The sequence below is a fragment of the Paenibacillus terricola genome (assembly GCF_014779765.1).
In the GTDB taxonomy this organism is placed as follows: domain Bacteria; phylum Bacillota; class Bacilli; order Paenibacillales; family Paenibacillaceae; genus Paenibacillus_T; species Paenibacillus_T terricola.
In genome coordinates, this window is sequence record NZ_JACXZA010000001.1 from 15,819 (window position 1) to 36,956 (window position 21,138).

Sequence of the window (21,138 nt, forward strand, 5' to 3'; positions counted from 1 at the left end):
GAGCGCAGCTGGTTATAGAAGAAGGAATAGAAAAGCGATGGTTGCCAGATCGATGGCGAATGCCGCGCCCCATGGATTGTAATAGCCGTAGTCATAGCTATAATCGTACGCTTTGGTTTGAACTTGCGACAACTCATCCTCCTGAACGTTCTGTTTCTTGTTCTTCTTGTTCTTCTTCGGTTGTTCCGTGTAGTCCGCTGTGGAATTGTGCTGATTCAGAACGGCATGCTGACCTGCATTCGGCGAGCCCATAGGTCCGTTCAATGTCACGCGGCCGCTGCGGCAGTGGGACAGCACGCCAACATGCCGTCTGCCGTCGTGCGTCACGATACATACCGGCAGTCCGCAGAATCGGGATATGTTATCCTCATGTAGTGGGAAAATCGGTTCCATTTCGTTATGCACCTCCTAGTTCTACGCCCATCTTATGCAGGCAAGGGCATGTGTGCATGGTCAATCACCCAGATCGACTAAGCTTCGGCCCGCCCAATTCCTTAAGGGGTTGATCCATTGATGAGCAAGCAGGCAGCTGTGCGGCGAACACGGAAAGGGCTAATGCCCGTCATTATTGCAGCAGCCGTATTAATTGGTGGTGCTGCGATTGCAACGCAACAGCATGGGGGAGGCAGTCATGCATCCGCTGCAGACGATCTGCGGTATGTCTGGTCATTGGCTGATACGATCCCCATCCCGGCATCAGCTTCTAGTGAGCGCCATTGGCTGCTTAGGTATGATGTGACCGGTATGCGAAGCGGACAAGCCCTTCGTGCGGCGGGTCTCCTTGGCCTTCATAAATCGGAAGTTTCAACAGAGCATGCTGCCGATAAAGAAGATACAGGAGATACTTATATTGGAACCATCGAGACTGTACCAACCATTGGAGAAACGGCAGATACAAGCGCACGATCCGATGCCAATGCTGATTCGGTTGCCAGTGATACGAATACAGCAGAAGATACTGCTAATACAAGTGGTGAAGGAACCGCGGTTGAAGTGTCGATGCTGATCCATACCGATCGCAGCAGTAACGATTCGATTATCGTCGTCAAGCCGCCTCCAGGTGTGGATATGGAGAGCCTAACGTCAGTCGCGCACAAGATAGAGCAGGCAGTACATGAGGCGGGAGGTCAATACGCATACAGCTTCCGAGTAAGCGGAACGGCAGCGCCAGATACTACGGCTCAAGGGCTTCAAGCGCTCAAACAACTATTCACAGACGTTGTAGCGAAGTCGGATGCGGAGCTGGTCGAGAACTATGAGGATAAGGAAGGCATGACAATCAGCGAGTCGCGGTATTCGCCGCATATTGAGCAGGTTATGAAGACGAACGGCAAGAAATCGAATCTGCAGCTGACCGTTCATCAAGACAGCGAATCGACAGCATTAGACTGGGTGATCGGCGTACCTGTTATAACAGGGGATTACGCTGAGGCAGATTGATTAAGACGAGGTTGAGGTTCGTCTGCAATGCGATTGATTACCTTTACTTAGGTGGACAATCAGTTTTTTTTATGGCTTGTTGAATGGCGCAATAAGGATGAATATGCTACACTACAATACATGATAGACGTATAGAATAGAGAAAATTGCTAAGGGAAGAATGAGGAACATGACGACTACTGTAAAATTGGAGCAACAAGCCGCCGAAGGTGCGGTCTTCTACCTGTTCGGCGCAACAGGAGACCTTGCGAAGCGCAAGCTGTTCCCGGCGCTGTTCAGCTTATATAAAGAAGGCAAGCTTGCAGAGAACTTTGCTGTTGTCGGTCTTGCCCGTCGTCCTCGTACGGACGATCAATTCCGCTCGGATTTATATGAGTCCATCGTTGAGTTCTGCCGTTATAAAGCAGACGATACAGCGCTCTGGAACCAATTCGCTGAGCACTTCACCTACATGTCGCTCGATATCAACAATGTGGACGGATTCCGCGAGCTGAACAAGCGTTCGCTCGAGCTGGACCAGAAATTCAATATTCCAGGCAATCGCCTGTTCTACCTGGCGCTTGCACCAGAACTGTTCGGACCTGTATCCTTCAATCTGCGCGATGGCGGACTGCTGGAGTCGAGCGGCTGGAAACGCCTCGTAATCGAGAAGCCATTCGGTTACGACCTTGAAACGGCTCGCAAGCTGAACGGACAACTGAGCCAAGTGTTCAAGGAAGAAGAGATTTATCGCATCGACCACTATCTCGGCAAAGAGATGGTTCAGAACATCGAAGCGATCCGCTTCGCGAACGCGTTCTTCGAGCCGCTCTGGAACAACAAGCATATTGCGAACGTTCAGATCTCGCTTGCTGAGACGGTTGGCGTAGAAGATCGCGGCGGTTACTATGATAAGTCCGGCGCGCTTCGCGACATGATGCAGAACCATATGCTCCAGATGCTGACGATTATCGCTATGGAACCGCCTAGCCGTCTGCAGCCTGAAGATATTCGGGATGAGAAGGTTAAAGTACTTCGTTCGCTTCGTCCGTTCAAGAACGGCGAAGAGGTACGTGCGAATGTAGTACGCGGTCAATATTCCGAAGGTTCGTTCGGATCGAAAGCATTGACGGGCTACCGTCAAGAAGATTCCGTTAATCCGGAATCGGTAACGGAAACGTATTTCGGCGCTCGCGTCCACGTGGACAACTTCCGCTGGGCTGGCGTACCGTTCTACATCCGTACGGGCAAGCGCCTGCCGGTGAAGACCACGGAAGTCGTCATCGAATTCAAGAATGTTCCTGAGAACGTACTGTTCCGTGCGGGCGAACAAGTGAATCCGAACCTGCTCGTTATTCGCGTGAATCCGATGGAAGGCATCTACATCAAGTTCAACGCGAAGCGCCCAGGCTCCGACAATAACCTTCAACCCGTTGCGATGGAGTTCTGCCAATCGTGCCAGATCGGCATCAACACGCCAGAAGCATATGAGCGCCTGATCTTTGATGCTGCACGCGGCGAATCGACGCGCTTCACGCGTTGGGACGAAGTATCGCAAGCATGGTCGTTCGTTGATGAAATCGCGAAGGCTTGGAAAGAAACGGATTCGGATCTTGCTTTCTATCCAGCTGGCTCGTGGGGACCAGAAGTAATGGACCAAATTCTTGCGCAAGATGGCTTCCACTGGTGGCCGGTTAATGGTCAAGATGAGGACAACGTGATCTGGATCTCGGGCAGCCGTAAGTAAGTTATCATTCATCACAGCATACCTCTAAACGCGTTATCGATAGAGGTTTTCTCATTAGCGTGGTCGTAATCCGGCCGGTCGACGAAGAAGTTTATCGTCGGCCGGCCTTCGGACTGTTTCAGAACAACATCATGTGCTGTCTGCAGAAGCGGCTGGCGGCTTGAGAGGACGACGAGACTTGTTCAAAATTTATGATATATCGATGACCGTTCATGAAGGCATGCAGGTGTGGAATAATGAGAGCGGCAATCAGCCGATCGTAACGAACGTATCCAATTATGATGACGGCGAAGTATATGAGTCGCAGCTTACGATGAACCTTCATTGCGGGACGCATGTGGATGCGCCGCTGCATATGTTGAAGGACGGCGCTACGATTGAATCGCTCGGACTCGAAGAGCTCGTTGGCCAGGCCCGTGTGCTGGATTTGACGCATGTAACAGATTCCGTATCGCGTGCGGATCTGGAGCGCTTCGCCATTCAGAAGGGCGAATGGATCCTGCTCAAGACACGCAATTCATTGAACGAAAGCATGACATTCGATAGTCAGTTCGTCTATGTGAATGAAGATGCAGCACGTTATTTGATCGAATGCGGCATTCGCGGCGTTGGCGTCGATGGACTGGGCATTGAGCGTTCCCAGCAGGAATACCCGACGCATCGGCAAATTTTCCGCAGCAACATCGTAATCGTAGAGGGGCTGCGATTGAAGCATATTCACCCCGGCAATTATTTTCTCGTGGTCGCTCCGCTGAAGTTAACGGGCGTAGAAGCGGCACCGGCAAGGGCTATTCTGATCGGCGGCGTATAGACGGCTTGTGTCTAATGCCATTCGCTTGTTGATGCGCTGTCACGTGCATAGCCTATAGAAGAATCGAGAGGAAGTCATTATGAGCGTATCGTTGAAGGATGAAATCATACAAGAGGTCGAGAAGCGGCGCACATTCGCCATTATTGCGCACCCGGACGCCGGCAAAACGACGCTGACCGAGAAGCTGCTGCTGTTCGGCGGCGCCATTCGTGAAGCGGGTTCCGTAAAAGCGCGCAAGGCAAGCCGCCATGCGACGTCGGACTGGATGGAGATCGAGAAACAGCGCGGTATCTCCGTTACGTCCTCGGTTATGCAGTTTGATTATAACGGGCATCGGATTAACATTCTGGACACGCCTGGTCACCAAGATTTCAGTGAAGACACATATCGGACATTGACTGCTGCCGACTGCGCCGTGATGCTTATTGACGTTGCGAAGGGCGTCGAGCCGCAGACGATTAAGCTGTTCCAAGTGTGCAGCCAGCGCGGCATTCCGATCTTCACGTTTATTAACAAGCTTGACCGCGAAGGAAAAAACCCATTCGATCTCATGGAGGAGCTGGAGCGCGTGCTTGGCATTCGTTCGGTTCCGATGAACTGGCCGATCGGTATGGGGCGTGACCTATGCGGCGTCTATGATCGGATGAAAAATCAAGTTGAGCTGTTTAACGGCAAAGACCATTCGACGATTGAAGTCCGTAAGGTTGATGACTACAACGATTCAATCATCCGTGAGATGGCTGGCGATTTCTTAACCGATCAATTGATCGCTGATCTTGAATTGCTCGATGTTGCAGGCGATCAGTTCGATCTGGAGAAAGTAAGCCGCGGTGAACTGACGCCTGTCTTCTTCGGCAGCGCGGTCAACAACTTCGGCGTGCAGACATTCTTGGAGAATTTCTTGCAGCTCGCACCGAAGCCAACGCCACGTAAGAGCGAGGACGGCATCATCGAGCCAACTAGTGAGAAGTTCACGGGCTATGTGTTCAAAATTCAAGCGAACATGAACCCGGCGCACCGCGACCGGATCGCATTCCTGCGTATCTGTTCCGGTCGTTTCGACCGCGGGATGTCCGTCAAGCATGTTCGTGCCGGCAAGGACATTAAGCTGTCCCAACCGCAGCAGTTCCTTGCGCAGGACCGCGACATTGTCGAGTCGGCATATCCGGGCGATATTATCGGTCTGTTTGACCCCGGTATCTTCCGCATTGGCGATTCCTTATCGCAGGGCGGTAACGTTGTGTTCAATGAGCTGCCAACATTCTCGCCGGAAATCTTCGCAAAGGTAACGATCAAGAATGCCCTTAAGCAAAAGCAGTACCAGAAGGGCATCGATCAGTTGACGGAGGAAGGTACGATTCAAGTATTCCGCACGATAAGCTTCGACGATACGATTCTCGGCGTTGTCGGTCAACTGCAGTTCGAGGTGTTCGAGTATCGGATGCGTGCCGAATATGGCGTTGAAGTTCAGCTTCAACGGATGACGTATCAGTTCGCACGCTGGATCATCGATGACAACATCGACCCGTCGAAGTTCCGCATCAACTCGGCGCTCGTGAAAGACAAGAAGGACAACTATGTCGTCTTGTTCGAGAATGAGTATGCGATGCGTACGGCAATGGAGAAGAATCCGACGGCGAAGTTCCTGGATACGGCGCCTTAAGTCGAGCCATTGAAGGCCCATATGAAGTCTGTCATCCGAATGGGATGACAGACTTTTTTTGTTGAAAGTATCCTGAAGCAGGTTGACATGAAGACGTTCTCATGACAAAATGTACGCGTGTACATTTTTTTTGAACAACCTCTATAAACAAGTAAAGGGAGTATCGCTTTGAGACAACAAGTGGCGAAGCTCGCCGGTGTGTCGGAGGCGACGGTGTCCCGTGTTCTTAATGGCGTAGGACCGGTGAAGGAAGCGACGAAGCAGCGCGTGCTCGCGGCCGCGGCAGAGCTTGGGTATGTACCGAATGCGCTTGCGCAGCAGTTCGCGCGGAAGAAGAGCGGCAACCTTGGCGTCGTACTGCCTCATATGGCGAAAGTATCCTTATTCTCGACTTATTATTTCTCGGAGATGCTGAGCGGGATCGGCTCGGAAGTACAAGCGTCCGGCAATGATCTATTGCTGCTGTTCCGAGAGGCGGATCAGCCGCGCAACTATGTGTCGCTGTTTCAGTCGCAGAAGATTGATGCGCTTATCGTCTTGGGGGCGAGAGAAATCCCGCAGGATCGTTCCGCATTGGAAGAATTGGCGCAGGACGGCTATCCGTTCTGTGTATTGAATCAGCGGTACGGCCCGCGAGGCGGAGAATCGCCATTCTTGACGGTTGATGCCGATCATTGGTCAGGCAGCCAAGAGGCAGTCCGCCATCTCATCGACATTGGGTGCAGCAAGATTGCGTTCATTAATGGCCCTGAGCAGTACTCGAACAGTATTGACCGGCGCGAAGGTTACTTGAGCGTGCTAGCGCAGTCGGGTCTTCCGATTGAGCAGCGGTTGATGCTGACGGGCAACTACAGCCGCAAGAGCGGTTATGAGCTTGCTAATGATCTTGCTGTACTTATTCAGTCAGGGCGGGCGGATTCGGTATTCGCTGCGAACGACCGGATGGCGATTGGTGCGATGCAGGGATTGCGCGAGCATGGGCTGGAGGCTGGCCGGGACTACGCTATATGCGGCTATGATGATGCGGATGCGGCTCGAATGGCGAGCCCGCAGCTGACGAGCGTGGCGGTTCCTTTTCAAGAAATGGGAAGGAAGGCTGCTTCTCTGCTGCTGGGAGGCGATAACGCTGGTGTGGATGCATTGCGTTCCGCAGTACTGCCTGTGCAACTTGTTGCAAGAGAGTCGACAGGCGTGCGTCAACGTAGAAGCAAGTAGGTAATAAAAGGTAGCGGGACTGGACAGCAAGATTAACATAATGATTCGACATAAGCGTGGACAACGTAATGGGCTGCGGCCACAAATATTCGAATAGGGGCGATAGCAATGGCATTGGATCAAGTACGTGTAGGTATGGTCGGCTACAAATTTATGGGTAAAGCACACAGCAACGCATATCGGGCAGCACCGATGTTCTTCCCTAACATTACGAAACCGGTAATGAAGGCGATCTGCGGTCGCGACCCGCAGGGCGTAGAACAAGCAAGAAGTCAATTCGGCTGGGAATCAGTTGAGACCGATTGGCGTGAGCTTGTGAAGCGTGACGATATTGATCTCGTTGATATTAACGCCCCAAGCGATGCACATAAAGAAATTGCGCTTGCTGCTGCAGCTGCAGGCAAGCATCTGTTCTGCGAGAAGCCGCTGGCGCTAACGCTTGCTGACTCGCGTGAGATGCTGGAAGCGGCGGAGAAAGCGGGCGTGAAGCATATGGTCGGCTTCAACTACCGTTTCGCTCCTGCAGTACAGCTTGCGAAGAAGCTTATTGAAGAAGGCCGCCTTGGCCAAATTTATCACTTCCGCGCGTGGTTCCTGCAGGACTGGATTATCGATCCGTCGTTCCCGCTCGTATGGCGTTTGCAGAAGGAAATTGCGGGCTCCGGCTCGCACGGCGACCTTGGCGCACACTTGATTGATATGGCGCGCTTCCTTGTTGGCGAGTTCAGCGAAGTGATCGGCATGAGCGAGACGTTCGTTAAGCAGCGCCCGATGCCGTCCGCGATGACAGGTCTCAGCGCGAAGGGCGATGCGAATGCTCCGCTCGGCGACGTAACGGTGGACGATGCAACGTTGTTCATGACGCGGTTCGAGAACGGTGCGCTTGGCAGCTTCGAGGCGACGCGCTTCGCAGCTGGACACCGCTGCACGAACTCGTTCGAAATTAACGGCAGCAAGGGCAGCGTGAAGTTCGATTTCGAACGTCTGAACGAGCTGCAGGTTTATTTTACAGACGATGCGCCTGATGTACAGGGCTTCCGCCGTGTGCTTGCAACGGATGCAGCGCACGCTTATATGGATGCTTGGTGGCCGGCAGGTCACACGATTGGCTATGAGCATACGTTCACGCATGAGATAGTTGAGCTGATGCAGGCACTGTCGGAAGACCGTCAGCCTGTGCCGAACTTCGTAGATGGCGTCAAATGCCAAGAGGTGCTGGAAGCAGTCGATCGTTCGATCGAGCAGCGTCGCTGGGTATCAATCGAAGAGATGTAAAGCAGAGTGACTTTGAACTCCGTTCAAAGATCCTGATGTGAGGAGTAGACCAACCAATGAGAAAAGCACTGATCGTATGGGGCGGCTGGGACGGACATCAGCCGAAAGAAGTTGGCGAGATTTTCGCAGAGATGCTGCGCAAGGAATCATTCGAGGTTATCGTATCGGATACACTGGAAAGCTACGCGGACGAAGAGCTTATGCAATCTCTTGACCTGATCGTTCCAGTATGGACGATGGGCAAGATTGAGCAGCACCAACTGAAGCCGCTGCTTGCTGCGGTTGAGAATGGCTGCGGCATTGCCGGCTGTCACGGCGGTATGGGCGACTCGTTCCGCAACGAGGTCGAATATCAGTTCATGGTTGGCGGCCAATGGGTAGCGCACCCTGGCAACGATGGCGTGGACTATACGGTCGAGATGTCCATTCCGGGCGATCCGTTGACGGAAGGTATCGGCGACTTCGACGTATGCTCCGAGAAATATTACATGCATGTGGATCCTGCAGTCAAAGTGCACGCAACGACGAGTTTCGGTGATGTGAAGATGCCGGTCGTATGGACGAAGAAGTGGGGACAAGGCAATGTGTATTATAACTCGCTTGGTCACCAAGCGAACATTGTAGCAATGCCGCAGACGATGGAACTGATGCGCCGAGGCTTCCTATGGGCAGCACGTCCGGAACAAGGCTAATCGTTAGAATTAGAATTGCTAGGGTCGTACGGGGCGTACGAGGAGAGAGGAGATCTTCTTAAATGACACGATCACGAATAGGCATTATCGGTTGCGGCAATATTAGCGATATCTATCTTAAAAATTTAACGGCTTCCGATAAGGTTGAGGTCATCGCCGTTGCGGATGCAGACTTGTCCCGCGCTCAAATGCGGGCTGAACAGTATAGCCTGCCGCATGCCTACTCCGTCGAGGAGCTGCTGGCTGATCCGAACGTCGATATCGTCGTCAACTTGACGATACCGAAGGCGCATGCGGAGATTAGCTTGCGCGCGCTAGAAGCTGGCAAGCATGTATATGGCGAGAAGCCGCTAGCCGTAACGCTTGAAGAAGGCGCTCGCGTACTCGAAGTTGCGAAGGCCAAAGGACTCCGGGTCGCATGTGCGCCAGAGACGTTCCTTGGCGGCGGCATTCAGTCGTGCCGCAAGCTGATTGACGATGGGGCGATCGGCACGCCTGTTGCAGCGACGGGATTCATGATGAGCGGCGGACATGAGAGCTGGCATCCGGACCCAGGCTTCTATTATGAGGTTGGCGGCGGACCGATGTTCGATATGGGACCTTACTACCTGACTGCATTCGTCACCCTTCTGGGCCCCATTCGTCGGGTTACGGGTTCTGCAGTCATTACGCATGAAGAACGCACGATCAAGAGCGAGCCGAAGCGCGGACAGAAGATTCGCGTAGAGACGCCGACGCATATTGCCGGTGTCATCGACTTCGCTTCCGGTGCAGTCGGCACACTTATTACAAGCTTCGATATTTCTGGTGGAGCAGGCCTGCCGCCGATTGAAATCTATGGTACGGCAGGAACGCTGCGCGTGCCGGATCCGAATAACTTCGGCGGAGAGATACAGCTGCGCAGAGCAGGCTCAAGAGAGTGGGAGACGATTCCGCTGACGCATGGGCTGACGGATAACAATCGTGGTATTGGTGTCATTGACATGGCTGAAGCTATTGTCGAAGGTCGGCCGCACCGTGCGAATGGTGAAATGGCTTACCATGTGCTTGAAGCGATGCACGGTTTCCATATTGCATCGGAGCAGGATCGTCATTATCAGATGGCGAGCTCTTGCGAACAGCCAGCCGCTATGAAAGAACAGGCGTAAACACAGAGTTAATTAGCTAACGTCTGCTGCCCGATCTAGGTCTATTCGTTCTACGGATCTCGAAGTCTTGCGTTTTATTTTGGGTTGTATCGGGCTGTGATGCTTTTTCTTTACGTGCTTTGAGCAGTGCGTATAAGGCAAGTGCATCAGCAGCGAGAACTAGAACGGCAGCCCAGATTGCGATTTCTTCTGAAGACGGCTCATTATCAACAAGTTCAGTATCTTCAACCAGTGCCATTGGAATTACCCCTTCTCGTTGCTCAATACCGGATGATAGTAGCCTATGCGCGGGTATCCCGTTTCGCATGGGCGGTTGATGACTTTGCGTCATGACCGCATCCGGATGAGCTCGATGAAGGGGTAATTATTTGTTTCTAGTCCATTATTTCATTAAGAATGTCCGAGGCCGGCCGCATCGCCCGAATCGCCGGCATTCAAGTGGCGATGTAGACTGCCAACCATGTTGGTCTGCTCAGTTGCCGAGCTGTCTTGCCAGATCATTTCGAACAATACGCCGAGTCCAGGAAGAGCCTGTTCATTCGCTCCGATTGAATCTTGAATGATATCGCTAAGCTCCTCGTTCGATTTATCCTTAACACGCAAAATAATCGCCTGGCGCAAATCGATTGTATTCAAGCAGCATACCTCCCATTGACGTTAGACGCGTATTCATTATGTCCTCCGCACGCACAATACACACGAGGGGACAAGTGGCAGAAGCACGTGAAGATTCAGGTGCAAGTTTAGAGCGCATGTCAGTCGAGGTGTTACGTAAGGAAACAAGCTCTTGTATATGTTATAATTGCTCAGAACAAGACTGGGGGAATGGTTATGGCGAAGAAGCAATATGCCGTTATCGGAATGGGACGTTTCGGCTCGAGTGTAGCAGCTACATTATCGAACCTCGGCTTTGACGTGCTAGCAATCGATTCCAGTGAACAACGTATACAAGAAGCATCCCACTTCGTTACGCATGCGGTCTCGGCAGATAGTACGGATGAGGAGGCGCTTCGCGCACTCGGTATCCGGAATTTCGATGTCGTCGTTGTGGCGATTGGACAAGATATTCAGGCCAGCATCCTGACAACGCTCATTCTTAAAGATCTTGGCGTTCCTAAGCTTATTGTGAAGGCGCAGACGGAGCTTCATGGCAAAGTGCTCAGCAAGATCGGAGCGGACAAGGTGGTATACCCGGAGCGGGATATGGGCATGCGAGTTGCGCATCATCTGATTTCGAAGAATATTGTGGATTTTATCGAGCTGTCGGATGACTACAGCATCCTCGAGCTGAGCGCGCCACCGCAGATGGTGGGCAGAAACCTGAAACAGCTGGACATTCGTCCGAAGTTCAAATGCAACGTTATGGCGATTAAGAGCAATGGGCAGATGAATATATCGCCGACCGCTGAGGATGTCATTCAGTCGGATGATGTACTCGTAGTCGTCGGTAAGAACAACGATCTGGCGAATATGGAACGAGCGTATTTGGATGAACGTTAAGGCGGGACGGTCGTAAGGACAAGAGTAGAGTTGTTGAGCCTTATGTATGGGCAATCATATATGATTAAGGATTAGAGCACGCTACTGATGAGTTCGTGTTCGTGTTGAAGAGAGGGTTTTCAAGTTGTTCGATGTGATGTCAGTACAGAACGCCCGTGCGAAGAGCTGGGCAGCCCTATTGGACAAAAAGCACCGCGACCGCGCAGGCCGATTCGTCGTGGAGGGCATTCATCTGGTGCAAGAGGCGCTTCGCTGCAGCGCAGAGATCGAAGCCGTCGTCTATGACGGCGAACGTGGTCTGCCAGCGGAGCTGAAGCGGGAGCTAGCGCTTGTAGAGCAGCCGGAGCTGCTCGTAAGCGCATCGCAGGCTGTGATGGCGAAGTGTACCGGGACGGACTCGCCGCCGCCTGTATTCGCGGTGGTGATCAAGCCAGTCGTGAATGAAGAAGCGCTGTTCCGCGAGCAATCGCTCGTCGTCGTCCTCGACGGCGTGCGCGATCCAGGCAATGCGGGTACGATTATCCGCAGCGCGGATGCGGTTGGTGCGGACGCGGTCGTGTTGGGACGCGGCTGCGTGGATCTATATAACCCGAAGACGGTACGTTCGACGATGGGATCGTTGTTCCATCTGCCGGTCATCGAGGCAGATCTCGGCAAGCTGCTGCCGCAGGCGAAGGAGCGGGGCATCCGAATCGCTGCGACGAGTCTGCAGTCGGCGGTCAGCTGCTTCGACTGCAATTGGACAGGCCCGACATGGCTGGTACTCGGCAGCGAGTCGGACGGTATCTCGCCGGACGTATTGGCGCTGGCCGATCAGTCGGTTATTATTCCGATCCGCGGCAAGGCGGAGTCGCTGAATGTAGCGATGGCGGGTACGGTTATTTTGTATGAGGCGCTGAGACAGCGGGAGTTGGGGAGAAGATAGTTTTTGTCCAGCACCCCAAATACTGTTCTGAAATAGATATAGAAACTATTTCCTCAAAACACCAAAGACTGGAGATAAATCGGCACTACACCGATCCGTCTCCAGTCTTTTGCTATGCCTTTCTCAGAAATTTCCCATCTACCATAACAGGGATTCAAGGAAAGCAAGCGGAGGAAATGCAGGAGTGTATAGGTTGGTAGCGAAGTAATGGGGTAAGTGTGATCTAGCGAATCTGAGTGTTGGATTGCCACGCGTTAATTTGTTGGGGGTTCCGTTATGAAAAAAATGTTAATTGGAGCTATACTCTTAATTCTCATCACGGGTTGTCATCAAAATATCCGCAATCATGATTCTGCGATACCTTCAAATTCCGCTCTTCCTTCTGCTACATCATCACCAACTCATTTGAATTTTAAGGCTGTCCCTCAACCATTCACAACTGAAATTGCTCTAAAGAATGTTTCGATCCAGAAGAAAGTAAGTCCTGGATTTATCGTATATGAAAAAAAAGATGATGCCTTTGACTTATATTTAGGAAAAGTAGAAAACCAAAATTCGGTTCGAGAATTTGGCTTGCTTTCAGGTACAGTGTATAAAAAACAGATTGAAATAAAAAATGTTTCTATTTTCGGCGAATCCGCTATTTTGGTTTCAGGTTATTGTGGCGGCACATGTTCCATGAACTACTTTTTTTTGAAAAATAGCAATGAACCTTTCCTTGTTGTATCCGAATTTATTCAAATCACAGATATAGACAACGATGGAATCAATGAATATGGAGGCGTATTACATTGCGCAGGCCATCTCAGGCGTCATTCTGACGTTATCCCCCAAGAAAGTCATTCTTGGCGGAGGGGTAATGAAACAAGCGCAGCTATTCCCGATGATTCGAGAGGCAGTAGGTACTAATTTGAATGGATACGTAAGTGCTGAATCAATTGTATCGGATATCGAACATTATATTGTACCGCCCGGATTAGGCAACAATGCAGGCTTATGCGGGGCCTTGGCGCTGGGCGTAAGGGCGCTCGGTTCGCAGACGGGGGAATAATAATAGAGACGTCGGATCGTTAAACTGTCACACCAACGAAAAGAGTCCCTTAATTATCGAGACTCTTTGTCATTTTAGAAGCTTCTCGTGGTGTTAAATTACATTGCAAAAACTATTATTGAAACGTTTCCAAAGTTGTGCTAAGATACATTCAAGACAGATGCTGCTAGTAGGGAGGTGTACAATTGACTAACTTGAAACAAGTAGCTGAACTGGCTGGAGTAGGGCTCGGAACAGTGTCGCGAGTCATTAACAACCATGTTTCGGTTAAGCCGACAACAAGGGAAAAAGTGTTAGAAGCTATAAAACAGTTAAATTACGTTCCCAATGAAGTTGCAAGAAACTTCAAGATGCAGAAGTCGAATTTAATCGCTTTATTGCTGCCAAGCATATGGAATCCATTCTTCTCAGAACTGGCCTACTATATCGAAGATGAGCTTGACCGAGAAGGCTACAAACTAATATTGTGCAACAGCGGTGGCAAGCCGTCCAAAGAGCTATATTACTTTGACATTCTGAATCAGAACAAAGTGGCCGGCATTCTGGGCATTACATATAACGATATCGAGGATAGTCTCAATAATGATATTCCGATCATTAGCATAGATAGGCATTTCTCTAAGACGGTTCCTTGCGTGACATCGGACAACTATAGCGGTGGACGAATTGCAATGCGGGAACTATACAATGCGGGAGTTCGGAAACCAGCATTCATTGGAGTCGTAACAAAGGTATTCAGTGAAACCATGTTGCGTAAACAGGGCTTTATAGACGAAGCTGCAGCGCTGGGCTTGGACTATGTCGTCTATGAGGAACCCGACCCGTTAATGGACGAATTAAGTTTCTTCAACAATTTCTTCGCAATTAAAGAACATCATGAAATTGATGGCGTTTTTGCTATTACGGATATGTTCGCAGCGAGATATATCGAGCAAGCGCAAAAACAGGGGATTAGCGTTCCGGATGACGTCAAAGTAATTGGTTACGACGGCATTCAAGATAACACCTTGTTTCACCCCATTTTATCGACGATTCGTCAGCCGGTTGAAACGATGGCCCGTACATCCGTTAGGCTTCTTCTCCAGAGAATTGAAGGCGTGCCGATCGAACATGACACCTATCGGATTCCAGTAGAATTCAGGCAAGGAAAAACGACTTAGGTAGTAGAAAAGGAAATCAAACGTATTTCCTTTTCACAATTTGGAAACGTTTCATTTGGTGGATGAAGCATTTGGGAAGAGCGGATAATAACGTATACGTAGTATTGGAAACGTTTCAAGTTAGATGCTGAAGATCCATGGTTATGGAAACAGTTTATTAAATATAAATGGGTACACTGTTTTGGAAACGTTTCAAGCATAAACTGCGTTGCAATGTTTTGGAAACGTTTCATCAATAATGATTGAAGGCGGGGTCATATGAACGTGAAGTTCAACACGGGAGTAGAGGTACCAATGAAATCTGAGAATCGTTTGAGAAAACGGTTGAAACTGATTTCTAACAATTATCAGCTGTATTTGTTTTTGCTTCCGACAATCGTATTTTTCGCTATATTCGCTTATTGGCCTATGTACGGGGTCATCATTGCTTTCAAAGATTTCTCTGTAACCAAAGGAATTATGGGAAGTCCTTGGGCAGGCTTCGAGCATTTCGAACGCTTCTTCCATTCGTATAACTTCAAGGAATTGATAAGCAATACGTTAGGTCTAAGCGTGCTTGGCCTGATCGTGACTTTTCCTTTGCCGATTATTTTGGCGCTGTCATTGAATCAAGTCACGAACCTTAATTTCAAGAAGTTTGTCCAAACGACTGTTTATGCGCCATTCTTTATCTCCACTGTCGTCTTATCCGGAATGATCTTAGTGTTCCTGTCTCCAACAGGGATTATCAATCAGTTGATCGTCCATCTCGGCGGACATGATCCGATTCTGTTCATGTCCAAACCTGAGTACTTCAAAGCGACATATATCTTATCTGATGTGTGGCAAGGAACAGGCTTCAGCGCAATCGTTTATCTTGCTGCATTGGCTGGTGTTAACCCAGAGATCCATGAAGCGGCTATCGTAGACGGAGCAACGAAATGGCAGCGCATCTTAAATGTAGACCTTCCGTCGATAATGCCAACCGCAATCATTCTCTTGATATTGGCTGTAGGTAACATTATGGGCGTTGGATTCGAGAAAGCTTACCTGCTGCAAACGCCAACCAACCTGCCGTCTTCAGAAATCATCTCGACTTATGTCTATAAAGTGGGCCTGAAGCAATCGCAGTATAGCTTCTCGGCAGCGGTCGGACTATTTAACTCGGTCATTAATCTGATTTTGTTGCTCTCGGTCAATAAAGCCGCGAAGAAGCTTTCAAGCACAAGTTTATTTTAGGAGGGACGATCTATGTCCGGCGGCCAAACGAAATCCGCTTTGCGATCACGTAAAGATTTACGGTTCGACATTATTAACTATGCGATTCTAACGATTATCGCGATTATCGTTATTTACCCTCTATATTTCGTGTTAATCGCTTCTGTCAGTGATCCATCCACAGTCCTTAACGGGGAAATGTGGATCTTCCCGAAAGGTTTGACGTTTGAAGGTTATTCTAGAATTTTGCACGAGGGAAGCATCTGGTTGGGATACAAGAACACCATCCTCTATACAACGGTTGGCACAACGATCAATGTGGTGCTGACTGTGCTGGCTGGTTACGCTTTGTCGCGAAATGATCTGTATGGCCGCAATGTCATTATGGTGTTCTTGCTCATTACGATGTTCTTCTCCGGCGGCTTGATTCCTACATATCTCGTCGTGAAGAAACTGCACTTGGTCAATACGATGTGGGCGCTGATTCTACCTAAGGCAGTATCTCTGTTCAATGTCATTATTGCACGTTCCTTCTTCCAGGAATCGATTCCTAAAGAGCTGCTCGAACAAGCCAAAATCGATGGGTGCTCGGATATTACGTTTTTTGCACGTATTGTGGTTCCGCTATCGAAAGCCATCATTGCCGTATTGGCCTTGTTCTACGCTGTTGGTTACTGGAATTCGTTCTTCGACGCATTGATTTATCTCGGGGATGACTCTAAGTATCCATTGCAGCTGATTCTGCGCAATATTCTCGTCGTTCAGAACGAGCTGGCAAGTCAATTCGTAACGGACGTACAGTCGGCGGAGGTTCAACAGAGAGTCGCAAGTTTGTTGAAATACGGCGTAATCGTCGTTGCATCGGCCCCTCTGCTCATTATTTATCCGTTCGTGCAGAGATTCTTCGTCAAGGGCGTCATGATCGGCAGCGTCAAAGGCTAAAGCTAAATGGGCTGTACAGCCTGTCATCAGGTTGATATAGAAGCAAGCGATTTAAGGAGGTGGTTTATTCCAAAAGCATAATGGTGGTTTGGTTTGTCTATAAAGGGTGGTTGTGAAGTTGAAAACAAACAACATTGGAGGGTAAGAAAATGAAAAAACGTTACGCTTCAGCATTAACCTTGCTTCTTACGTCTAGTTTGCTCGTTACGGCGTGTTCATCATCCAATGATTCAGACAAAAAATCGGATTCACCGGCAACGAATGCGGCAGCAGACATTAATGTAACAGGTTATCCGATCGTGAAGGATAAAGTTACGCTTAAATTTGTTTCGCCTAAGAACCCGTTGGCTCCAGCTTACGGAGATATGACCTTCTTTAAAAATCTCGAGACTCAATCGAATGTACATATCGAATGGAATAACATTCCAGGAGATGGTTATCAGGAGAAGAAGAACCTGCTCTTGGCAACGAATGATCTTCCTGATGCATTTTATAATGCGGGGTTCACCGATTTTGACTTGATCAAATACGGCACCGAAGGAACCATCATCCCACTTGAAGACCTCATTGATCAATATATGCCTAACTTGAAAGCCTTGTTCGAGAAACGACCGGACTTGAAAGCGATCGTTACGGCACCTGATGGCCATATTTACTCGCTCCCGTATGCCGAAGAAATGAATTTGATCAACATGCCTAACCAAATGTTCATTAACAAAAAATGGTTGGACCAGTTGAACTTACCGGTTCCTACGACGCTGCAAGAATATCATGATGCATTGAAGGCATTCAAAGACAACAATGTGAATGGCAAAGGTACAGTAGTCCCGCTGTCCTGGTGGTTCCAAGGCTGGTGCGGCAATGAAGGCGACTTGCTCGGCATGTTCGGTGCACCGGACGTTTCAACGGACGATCATCGTATTGTAAAAGACGGTAAAGTGGAGTACTCCCTTGCGCTTCCGGAATATAAAGAAGCCATTGCTTATTATCACAATTGGTACGAAGAAGGTCTGATTGATCCAGAAATCGCGACCATGGATGCGGAGAAGCTGAAAGCGAAGGGCAAAACTGCTGATGAAACGCTTGGTTCGTTCATCTGGTGGGAAGGTCCGGAAATCGTTGGCGAAGACCGCATGAAGGATTACGTTCTGATGCCGCCTCTGAAGAACAACGAAGGTGAAATTGTTATTGGCAAAACGAATTACTCGGAATATTCCCGTGATTCCTTCGTTATTACAAGAGCGAACAAAAATCCAGAAATTGCGGCTCGTTGGGCTGACCAACTGTATGATGCGAAGACGGGCATTCAAGCGCACTGGGGACCGATCGGAGAAGTATACAAGGAAGAGAACGGCAAGCTCGTGAATCTTCCGGTTCCTGCAGGTACGACAGCTGGCGAATACCGGATCAAGGTAGCACCAGGTGGACCAACTGCCATTACGAAAGATCAATTCGGAACGCTTGTCGACATGGAACCGCGTGCGAAGCAGCGCTTGGAAGAGCTGGAGAAGTACTACTTCCCTTATCAAGTTAAAGAAAACTATCCGTCCGTCTTCCTATCCGCGGAAGATCTGGACAAGGTCAATCAGATCGAAACGCAGCTCAAAGAGTACACGAAGCAAATGAAAGCGAAATGGTTGATGGACGGCGGGGTAGAGAAAGACTGGGACGGCTACCTGAAAAAGCTTGATCAAATCGGCCTGAAAGAATTGCTGGATATCTATCAAAAAGGATATGACCAATTCCAGAAAAACAATGCATAACGCTTCCTAGAAGCCAGTAACAAGAACAAACCGGAACGAATGTCCTCGCTGTTCCGGTTTGTTCTACATATAAGCACTTATTCATTAAGTACAAACGAAGGATGAGCATGACATGACAATCGATTATCGCAATGAAAAGTATCGCCCGCAATTCCATTTCACTCCTCCTGCCAATTGGATGAACGACCCGAACGGCATGGTTTATTTTGAAGGCGAGTATCATCTGTTTTATCAGCATCATCCGCATGGGACGACTTGGGGACCTATGCATTGGGGACATGCTGTTAGTACTGATCTTATTCATTGGGAGCATCTTCCTATTGCCATGAAGCCTGACAATAACGGTGCGATCTTCTCCGGAAGCATCGTCGTGGATTGGACAAACAGCAGTGGTTTATTCTCCGAAGAACCTGGATTGGTTGCAATCTTTACGCAAGCGGATCAGTACCCGGACTCTGACCGTCCGAGACAGCGGCAAAGCATTGCATACAGCTCGGATAGAGGTAGAACATGGTCGATGTATGAGAACAATCCCGTTTTGAGCAATGAAGAAATCACCGATTTTCGAGACCCCAAAGTATTCTGGCACGAGCAGAGCTCGCACTGGGTAATGGTGATAGCTGCCGGTGATCGGGTGCAAATCTATGTATCGCAGGACTTGAAGAGTTGGACTTGCGCAAGCGAATTCGGTGCCAAGGAAGGCTCGCATGACGGCGTCTGGGAGTGTCCGGATTTAATTGAATTGCCTATAGAAGGCCAAGAGGAAACGCGCAAGTGGGTCATGATTGTAAGCATCGGGGATGATCCTAATCTGGCAGAAGGATCAAGAACGCAATATTTTGTTGGACAATTCGATGGCAAATCGTTCACGAACGAAGCATCATCAGATACGGTACTGTGGCTGGACTACGGCAGGGATAATTATGCTGGCGTAACTTGGTCGGATATACAAGGGCCGAATAATGAGAAGTACTTCATTGGTTGGATGAGTAATTGGAAATACGCCAATCAAACGCCGACGTCTACATGGAGAAGCGCCATGACGCTTCCTCGCCAATTGCTGCTTCGAGATACGAGCGCTGGCGTTCGACTGGTTCAGCATCCGGTTAAGGAACTGCTCGAACTAAGAAGGAACGACGAAAGCTTGCGTTGGGAAGGTCAAACTATACATCCTGGGTACAATCTCCTCGAGAACGTAAAAGCGGATATCTACGAAATCATAGCTGAGTTTGATCCAGGTACCGCAGAAGAGTTCGGATTTAAACTTCGCCTCTCGGATAACGAGGAGACTATCGTCGGGTATAGAGCTGCCGATCGGTTGTTGTTTGTTGATCGCTGCCATTCTGGAGAGGCAGCGTTCCATGATGCCTTCCCTTGCAGCCATGAGGTTCCAGTAGAACTTAAAGAGGGTCGAATGAAGATTCAGATTTTCGTGGACCAATCCTCTATCGAGATATTTGTGAATGATGGAGAAACGGTCATCAGCGATCAAATATTCCCAGATACCGCGAGTACAGGGCTAGAGCTGTATGTGCAAGGAGGAGAATCAAACGTACTTTCTTTAGCCCTTCATCCGCTCAAATCTATCTATGCCGATGCTGAAGAAATGACGATTAAGGAGGTCATGTAATGCTGATTGGGGCAATAGAGGGCGGCGGAACGAAGTTTATTTGTGGGATTGGGACGACGGAAGGAGAAGTTCTCGAACGCATTTCGATCCCTACGACAACACCGGAAGAAACGCTTGATCAGGCTATGAGCTTCTTCGCCAATAAAGGTGTATCAGCATTAGGCATTGGCACATTTGGCCCCATCGATGTTAACCCGAACAGTTCTACATACGGATCCGTTCTGGGAACGCCGAAGCCGCATTGGAGCGGATATCGGATTCTGGAACATGTCAGAAGCCATCTGGATGTTCCGGTTGTTTTCGATACGGATGTTAACGCAGCAGCCCTGGGCGAATCGTTATGGGGCGCTGCAGCCGGATTGAACAGCTGCATCTACATGACAGTTGGCACGGGAATCGGCGTCGGCGCGATTGTGGAAGGAAAGCTTATCCACGGAATGACGCACCCGGAGATGGGACATATTGCCGTGCGCAGGCATCTACATGATTCCTATCAAGGGAATTGCCCTTACCACGGTGATTGTCTTGAAGGAATGGCTTCCGGACCAGCGGTTGAGGGTAGATGGGGGACTAAGGCCATCGAACTGAATGATGCTCATGCCGCATGGGACTATGAAAGCTATTATATCGGCCAAGCACTGTCGAACTTCATCCTTGTCCTATCGCCTGAGCGAATTATTCTAGGAGGAGGCATTATGAGCCAAGCCCACTTGTTCCCACGCATCAGAGAGCAAGTGAAAATGCAACTGAGTGGGTACGTTCAGCATCCGAACCTCAGCGAGAATATCGATAATTACATTGTACCGCCCGCACTTGGTCACAATGCCGGGTTGATCGGCGCATTGGCTCTGGCCAAGCAAGCTATTCGCTAAGCTATACCCCTTTCCTCTATAGATCCATTGAGGATAGGGGATTTTCAAAGAAGAAATTGAAAGCGCTATTACTGGGAATATGATAAATGGATCTGCTATTCATTGTGAAGCAAACGTATCTGTAAAGC

19 protein-coding genes and 1 pseudogene are annotated in these 21,138 nt (G+C 49.6%); 17 read left to right on the forward strand and 3 right to left on the reverse strand.

The features are described from left to right. Positions 1–12: 12 nt before the first annotated feature. Positions 13–393 carry a hypothetical protein gene (locus H8B09_RS00150; protein WP_191201484.1) on the reverse strand — a complete coding sequence of 127 codons (381 nt, stop codon included), beginning with the start codon at positions 391–393 and terminating at the stop codon, positions 13–15. A gap of 120 nt (positions 394–513) precedes the next feature. Here H8B09_RS00150 and H8B09_RS00155 point away from each other — a divergent pair, with 120 nt between their 5' ends. From H8B09_RS00155 to H8B09_RS00190, 8 genes are all read left to right on the forward strand, one after another. Then, positions 514–1,440 carry a YwmB family TATA-box binding protein gene (locus tag H8B09_RS00155; protein ID WP_191201485.1) on the forward strand — a complete coding sequence of 309 codons (927 nt, stop codon included), beginning with the start codon at positions 514–516 and terminating at the stop codon, positions 1,438–1,440. Positions 1,441–1,609: 169 nt separating this feature from the next. Then, positions 1,610–3,166 carry a glucose-6-phosphate dehydrogenase gene (zwf, locus tag H8B09_RS00160; protein ID WP_191201486.1) on the forward strand — a complete coding sequence of 519 codons (1,557 nt, stop codon included), beginning with the start codon at positions 1,610–1,612 and terminating at the stop codon, positions 3,164–3,166. A 178-nt stretch (positions 3,167–3,344) separates the two neighbouring features. Then, positions 3,345–3,977 carry a cyclase family protein gene (locus H8B09_RS00165; RefSeq protein WP_191202714.1) on the forward strand — a complete coding sequence of 211 codons (633 nt, stop codon included), beginning with the start codon at positions 3,345–3,347 and terminating at the stop codon, positions 3,975–3,977. A 79-nt stretch (positions 3,978–4,056) separates the two neighbouring features. After that, positions 4,057–5,640, forward strand: coding sequence for a peptide chain release factor 3 (locus tag H8B09_RS00170; RefSeq protein ID WP_191201487.1), 1,584 nt, complete (start codon positions 4,057–4,059; stop codon positions 5,638–5,640). 168 nt (positions 5,641–5,808) lie between these two features. Beyond that, positions 5,809–6,855 carry a LacI family DNA-binding transcriptional regulator gene (locus tag H8B09_RS00175; protein WP_191201488.1) on the forward strand — a complete coding sequence of 349 codons (1,047 nt, stop codon included), beginning with the start codon at positions 5,809–5,811 and terminating at the stop codon, positions 6,853–6,855. Positions 6,856–6,969: 114 nt separating this feature from the next. Beyond that, positions 6,970–8,130, forward strand: a complete 1,161-nt coding sequence (locus tag H8B09_RS00180) for a Gfo/Idh/MocA family protein (protein ID WP_191202715.1) — start codon at positions 6,970–6,972, stop codon at positions 8,128–8,130. Between the two features lie 56 nt (positions 8,131–8,186). Further along, positions 8,187–8,822: a ThuA domain-containing protein gene (locus H8B09_RS00185; protein ID WP_191201489.1), complete on the forward strand. Its 636-nt coding sequence runs from the start codon at positions 8,187–8,189 to the stop codon at positions 8,820–8,822. Positions 8,823–8,884: 62 nt separating this feature from the next. Next, a complete protein-coding gene (locus H8B09_RS00190) occupies positions 8,885–9,970 on the forward strand; it encodes a Gfo/Idh/MocA family protein (protein WP_191201490.1) in 1,086 nt (361 codons plus the stop codon). 16 nt (positions 9,971–9,986) lie between these two features. Here the strand turns inward: H8B09_RS00190 and H8B09_RS00195 are convergent, their stop codons facing one another. Both H8B09_RS00195 and sspI read right to left on the reverse strand, forming a co-directional pair. Continuing rightward, positions 9,987–10,208, reverse strand: a complete 222-nt coding sequence (locus H8B09_RS00195) for a hypothetical protein (RefSeq protein ID WP_191201491.1) — start codon at positions 10,206–10,208, stop codon at positions 9,987–9,989. A 152-nt stretch (positions 10,209–10,360) separates the two neighbouring features. Then, on the reverse strand, positions 10,361–10,606 hold the full coding sequence (gene sspI, locus H8B09_RS00200) for a small acid-soluble spore protein SspI (protein WP_191201492.1): 246 nt from the start codon (positions 10,604–10,606) through the stop codon (positions 10,361–10,363). Positions 10,607–10,771: 165 nt separating this feature from the next. On the opposite strand from sspI, the gene H8B09_RS00205 reads away from it, so the two are divergent. From H8B09_RS00205 to H8B09_RS00245, 9 genes and pseudogenes are all read left to right on the forward strand, one after another. Further along, positions 10,772–11,470 (forward strand): potassium channel family protein, encoded by a 699-nt coding sequence (locus tag H8B09_RS00205; protein WP_318152546.1) that lies wholly within the window; start codon positions 10,772–10,774, stop codon positions 11,468–11,470. A 136-nt stretch (positions 11,471–11,606) separates the two neighbouring features. Beyond that, on the forward strand, positions 11,607–12,395 hold the full coding sequence (locus H8B09_RS00210; protein ID WP_191201493.1) for a TrmH family RNA methyltransferase: 789 nt from the start codon (positions 11,607–11,609) through the stop codon (positions 12,393–12,395). Positions 12,396–13,170: 775 nt separating this feature from the next. Next, positions 13,171–13,446: pseudogene (locus tag H8B09_RS00215) on the forward strand (ROK family protein); the annotation flags it as partial. Positions 13,447–13,631: 185 nt separating this feature from the next. Then, positions 13,632–14,606 (forward strand): LacI family DNA-binding transcriptional regulator, encoded by a 975-nt coding sequence (locus H8B09_RS00220; RefSeq protein WP_191201495.1) that lies wholly within the window; start codon positions 13,632–13,634, stop codon positions 14,604–14,606. 294 nt (positions 14,607–14,900) lie between these two features. Further along, the gene (locus H8B09_RS00225) at positions 14,901–15,824 is read left to right on the forward strand and encodes an ABC transporter permease (RefSeq protein WP_191201496.1); all 924 of its coding nucleotides are present in this window, start codon (positions 14,901–14,903) and stop codon (positions 15,822–15,824) included. Between the two features lie 12 nt (positions 15,825–15,836). After that, positions 15,837–16,745 carry a carbohydrate ABC transporter permease gene (locus tag H8B09_RS00230; RefSeq protein WP_191201497.1) on the forward strand — a complete coding sequence of 303 codons (909 nt, stop codon included), beginning with the start codon at positions 15,837–15,839 and terminating at the stop codon, positions 16,743–16,745. Between the two features lie 149 nt (positions 16,746–16,894). Continuing rightward, a complete protein-coding gene (locus H8B09_RS00235; RefSeq protein ID WP_191201498.1) occupies positions 16,895–18,508 on the forward strand; it encodes an ABC transporter substrate-binding protein in 1,614 nt (537 codons plus the stop codon). Between the two features lie 112 nt (positions 18,509–18,620). After that, positions 18,621–20,138, forward strand: a complete 1,518-nt coding sequence (locus H8B09_RS00240; protein ID WP_191201499.1) for a glycoside hydrolase family 32 protein — start codon at positions 18,621–18,623, stop codon at positions 20,136–20,138. Beyond that, complete coding sequence (locus tag H8B09_RS00245) at positions 20,138–21,010, forward strand: ROK family protein (protein ID WP_318152498.1); 873 nt, start codon at positions 20,138–20,140, stop codon at positions 21,008–21,010. Before H8B09_RS00240 ends, H8B09_RS00245 begins: the two co-directional genes overlap by 1 nt. Positions 21,011–21,138 lie beyond the last annotated feature (128 nt).